This is a genomic window from uncultured Aquincola sp. (assembly GCF_964001545.1).
GTDB lineage: Bacteria > Pseudomonadota > Gammaproteobacteria > Burkholderiales > Burkholderiaceae_C > Aquincola.
Window position 1 is genome coordinate 1 of sequence record NZ_CAXFDV010000058.1, and the last position, 4,074, is coordinate 4,074.

At 74.2% G+C, this 4,074-nt stretch carries 6 protein-coding genes; 3 read left to right on the forward strand and 3 right to left on the reverse strand.

All coding sequences use genetic code 11. The features are described from left to right. On the forward strand, positions 1-285 hold a 285-nt coding region (locus ABNT58_RS02115; RefSeq protein WP_348751863.1), incomplete at its 5' end, for a CopG family transcriptional regulator. Positions 286-302: 17 nt separating this feature from the next. Then, positions 303-1,550 carry a PHB depolymerase family esterase gene (locus tag ABNT58_RS02120; RefSeq protein WP_348751864.1) on the forward strand — a complete coding sequence of 416 codons (1,248 nt, stop codon included), beginning with the start codon at positions 303-305 and terminating at the stop codon, positions 1,548-1,550. On the opposite strand, the gene ABNT58_RS02125 is transcribed toward ABNT58_RS02120, so the two are convergent. Beyond that, complete coding sequence (locus ABNT58_RS02125) at positions 1,525-2,415, reverse strand: DMT family transporter (protein WP_348751865.1); 891 nt, start codon at positions 2,413-2,415, stop codon at positions 1,525-1,527. The genes ABNT58_RS02120 and ABNT58_RS02125 overlap by 26 nt on opposite strands. Positions 2,416-2,500: 85 nt before the next feature. Between ABNT58_RS02125 and ABNT58_RS02130 the strand changes: the two genes are divergently transcribed. Beyond that, a complete protein-coding gene (locus tag ABNT58_RS02130) occupies positions 2,501-3,364 on the forward strand; it encodes a LysR substrate-binding domain-containing protein (protein WP_348751866.1) in 864 nt (287 codons plus the stop codon). A gap of 45 nt (positions 3,365-3,409) precedes the next feature. Here ABNT58_RS02130 and ABNT58_RS02135 read toward each other — a convergent pair whose 3' ends face one another. Next, positions 3,410-3,826: an SGNH/GDSL hydrolase family protein gene (locus tag ABNT58_RS02135; RefSeq protein ID WP_348751868.1), complete on the reverse strand. Its 417-nt coding sequence runs from the start codon at positions 3,824-3,826 to the stop codon at positions 3,410-3,412. After that, a partial coding sequence (locus ABNT58_RS02140; RefSeq protein ID WP_348751867.1) for a hypothetical protein occupies positions 3,751-4,074 on the reverse strand: 324 nt, incomplete at its 5' end. The genes ABNT58_RS02135 and ABNT58_RS02140, both read right to left, overlap by 76 nt.

Genomic DNA, 4,074 nt, shown 5'->3' on the forward strand with positions numbered 1-4,074 from the left:
ATCCGCACCGCCATCCGCAACCAGATCGGCGCCCATGCCGATGCGGTGAAACAGGCCGTCGCCCGCAAGATGCTGGTGCTGGGCCTGCAGCACTTCACCGCCGCCGACCTGCGCGCCGCGCAGGCCGCCAACGAGCGCCTGCACATCCGCGTGCTGGGCCTGGCCACCTTCGCCGACGACGTCACGCCCGAACTGGTGCGCGACACCATCGCCTCCATCGACGTGCTGGGTGCGCTGCATGCGTCGCCGGCCGTCCGTGCGGCACTCACCCAGCGCCCGCGCTGACCCTTCCGATTGCCCTGATGAACAAGCCCATGCCGAACCGCTCGCTTTCCGATCTGATGCGCGAGGCCACCCGGCTCACGCAAACCGGCCAACTGGCCGAAGCGCAGGCCGCGCTGCAGCAGGCGCTGGGCGCCGGCGCGGCGGCGGCTTTTCCTGGGCCGGGTGCCCACCCCGCAGCGGGTCCGGCGACGGGCTCGTTCCCGGGCATGGGCAGCACCGCGGCCCCGGCCGCCTGGAGCGCCCAGCTGCGCGATGCCGCCACCGCCTGGGCGAAGTCCGGCGGCCAGGGCCCGGTGATCGACATGGCCGACCTGGCCAACCTGCCTGGCCTGGGCGGCGCCGCCCCGGGCCCGAACGCCGGCAGCGCCAGCAGCGAGCCGGCCGTGCCCGACAGCTTCAGCACCGGCAGCCTGAGCCACGGCGGCCGCAGCTGGCGCTACAAGCTGTATGTGCCGCCGGCCGCGGCCACCGCCACGCCGCAGGCCCCGCTGCCGCTGGTGGTGATGCTGCACGGCTGCACCCAGCATGCGGACGACTTCGCGGCCGGCACCGGCATGAATGCGTTGGCGCGGGCGCAGGGCTGCTACGTGCTGTACCCCGAGCAGCCCCAGGCCGCCAACCCGCAGCGCTGCTGGAACTGGTTCAAGCACAACCACCAGCAGCGCGGCAGCGGCGAGCCGGCCGGCATCGTGGCCCTGGTGCAGGCGGTGGCGGCCAGCCACCCGGTGGACCCGCGCCGGGTGTACGTGGCGGGCCTGTCGGCCGGCGGCGCGATGACCGCCATCGTTGCCGCCGCCTACCCCGACGTGTTCGCCGCGGCGGGCGTGCATTCGGGCCTGCCCGGCGATGCGGCCGGCAACCTGCAGGAGGCACTGGCCGCGATGCAGGGCGGCGCCCGTGGACCCAGCACGCAGGCCCGCACGCCGCGGCCCGCGCGGCCGGTGCCCACCATCGTGTTCCATGGCGACCAGGACGGCACGGTGCACCTGCACAACGGCCACCAGCTGCTGGCGGCGGCGCTGGCCGGTGCGCCGGCCGAGTTGCGCTCGCAGCTCAGCGAGGGCCAGGCGCCCGGCGGCCGCCGCTTCAGCCGCCAGCACCATGCGGGCGCCGACGGCCGCAGCCACGCCGAATTGTGGGTGGTGCACGGCGCCGGCCACGCCTGGTCAGGCGGCCAGCCCGCCGGCAGCTACACCGATGCCGGCGGCCCCGATGCCTCGGCCGAGATGCTGCGCTTCTTCAGCCAGCACCAGCTGCCCGGCTGACCGCCCGCCCGCTGCCGGAAGCCCACAGCGCGGCCGCCATCAAGGCCACGCCCACGCACTGCAGCGGGCCCAGCACGTTGCCGTACACCCAGCCGTCCACCAGCAACGCGGCGCCCGGGTAGACGAACTGCAGCACGGCGATGCGACCGGCCGTGAGCCGGGCCAGGCCTTCGTACAGCAGCACGTAGGCCAGCCCGGTGTGCAGCACGCCCAGGCCGACCAGCCAGCCCCAGGGGGCGGCCTGCACCGGCAGCGGGTGCACCCACGGCCACCAGGCCAGCACCAGCGCGCCCACGGCGCATTGCCACCAGGCCAGCACCAGCGGCGCGATGCCCGCCTGCCGCGCCAGCAGCGTGGCCACCGCATAGGTGAAGCTGGCGGCCAGGCACAGCGCCAGGCCGCCCGCTTCGCCGCCCAAGCCGGTGCCGGTGGCCAGCCCGGTGGACAGCGCCAGGCCCACCAGGGCCACCGCTGCGGCCCCCACCTGCCAGCGGCTCACCGGCTCGTGCAGCCACAGCGCGGCCAGGGCCATCAGCCAGAAGGGCTGGGCATGCACCACCACGGTGGCGGTGCCGATGGGCACCTGGCCGATGGCCGCGAAGAACAAGGACCAGTTCAGCACCATCAGCAGCCCGGTGACCACCGCCGCCGCCAGCGCCCGGCCGCGCAGCCGCAGCGCGCCGGCCTGCCCGGTGGCCACCGCCCAGGCGCCCAGCGCCAGCGCGCCGAACAGGCACCGGGCCCACACCGCCGTCAGCGGGTGCTGACCCGATTCGTGCACGAACACGCCCAGCGTGCCCAGCAGGAGGCTGCCCGCCACCATCCACCCCGTGCCTGAAGCGGCCACCGTCTGCTGCTGTTTCATGCCGCCATGCTGCGGGCGCGGCAGGCATCGGTAAAGCGCATCGTTTGGGCAGCTACCATTCGAAAAACAGATGGTGGAGTCGCCCATGGCCGGCAAGGAACTGCAGATCGACTGGCTGCGCGCGCTGGTGGCGGTGGTGGACGCCGGCTCGCTGTCGGCGGCGGCGCCGCTGCTGCACCGGTCGCAGTCGGCGGTCAGCACCCAGATCCAGAAGCTGGAAGAGGTGGTCGGCCGACCGCTGCTGCTGCGCGGCCCGCGCCACCTGGCATTGACGACGGCGGGCACCGAGCTGCTGGCCTATGCGCGCCGGCTGCTCGACCTGCATGGCGAGGCGCTGGCCGTGCTCACTGGCCCGGCGCTGCAGGGCCGGGTGCGGCTGGGCGTGCCCGACGACTATGCGGCCAGCTACCTCACGCCGGTGCTGCGCAGCTTCTGCAGCCTGCAGCCCGAGGTGGAGATCGCGCTGGTGTGCGAGCAGTCCACCGCCTTGATGCCGCAGGTGCAGCGCGGCGAGCTGGACGTGGCCCTGGTCTCGCGCGACCGGCCCCACCGCGGCACGCTGCTGTTCGAAGAGCCGCTGGTGTGGGTGGGCGCGCCGCAGCAGGAAGCCTGGCGGCGCGACCCGCTGCCGGTGGCCGCCTATGAGCCCGGCAGCCAGGCCCGGCGCGATGCGCTGGCGGCCCTGGCTGCGCAGCGGCGGGCGCACCGCGTGGTCTACAACAGTTCCAGCCTGGCGGGTCAGCTGGCCGCCGTGCACAGCGGCATGGCGGTGGCGGTGCTCACCCGCTGCAGCGTGCCGCCGGGCCTGTTGGTGCTGGGTGAGCGGCATGGCCTGCCGCCCCTGCCCGCCATGCAGGTGGCGGTGCTGCGCAGCAAGGCCTCACGCGGGTCGGCCGCCGTGGATGCGCTGGAGCAGCAGGTGATCCAGACACTGCGGCGGCCGGATTGATGGGGCCTCAAGCTCGCGTTGCTCGCGGCCCCCGGGGGCGTCGGCTCAGAACCCGAAGCGCGACAGCAGCAGCCTGGTGTACATCGCCGCGGCGATCAGCTCATGGGCGCGGGTGGTGGGGTGCAGCGCGTCCCAGAACAGCAGCGGCGGCAGCGGTGCGTCCAGGTCCACGTCGGGGCAGGCGGCGGGGTTGGTCAAGAGGCACGCAGAAGCGCCCGGTGCCAGCAGTTCCAGGGCCGGCGGCGAGGCGGACGCCAGCCCTGCCTGCAGCAGCACCTCACCCAGCTTGAACACGTCCACCACCACCACCGTGGTGCCGGGCAGCGAGGCCGCCAGGCTGGTGGCCGTTTGCGCCAGCAGCGTGTTGTGGCCCTTGGCCAGCGCCGTCAGGCCCGCCGAGGCGGCCGGCCCTTGCGATTGGGCCAGCGGCGTGATGCCCAGGTCGGACAGGTTGGGCAGCAGGAAGCGGCGCGCGCCCTTGGCAACTGCCTGACCGCCTGGGCGATGTTGCCCACCACCCCCGGCGGGTCCTGCCGGCCCAGGAAGGCGTAGTCATTGCCACCGGCCCACACCACGTACAGCGCATCGGCTGGTGCGCGCTTGGGCCCCAGCGCGTCGGTGTACATCTTCACCTGACCGAGCACGCCGGGCACCGTGGCGGTGCTGGCCGGGATGCCGTTCTGGTACTCGGTGCCCGCGCCGCCGAAGGC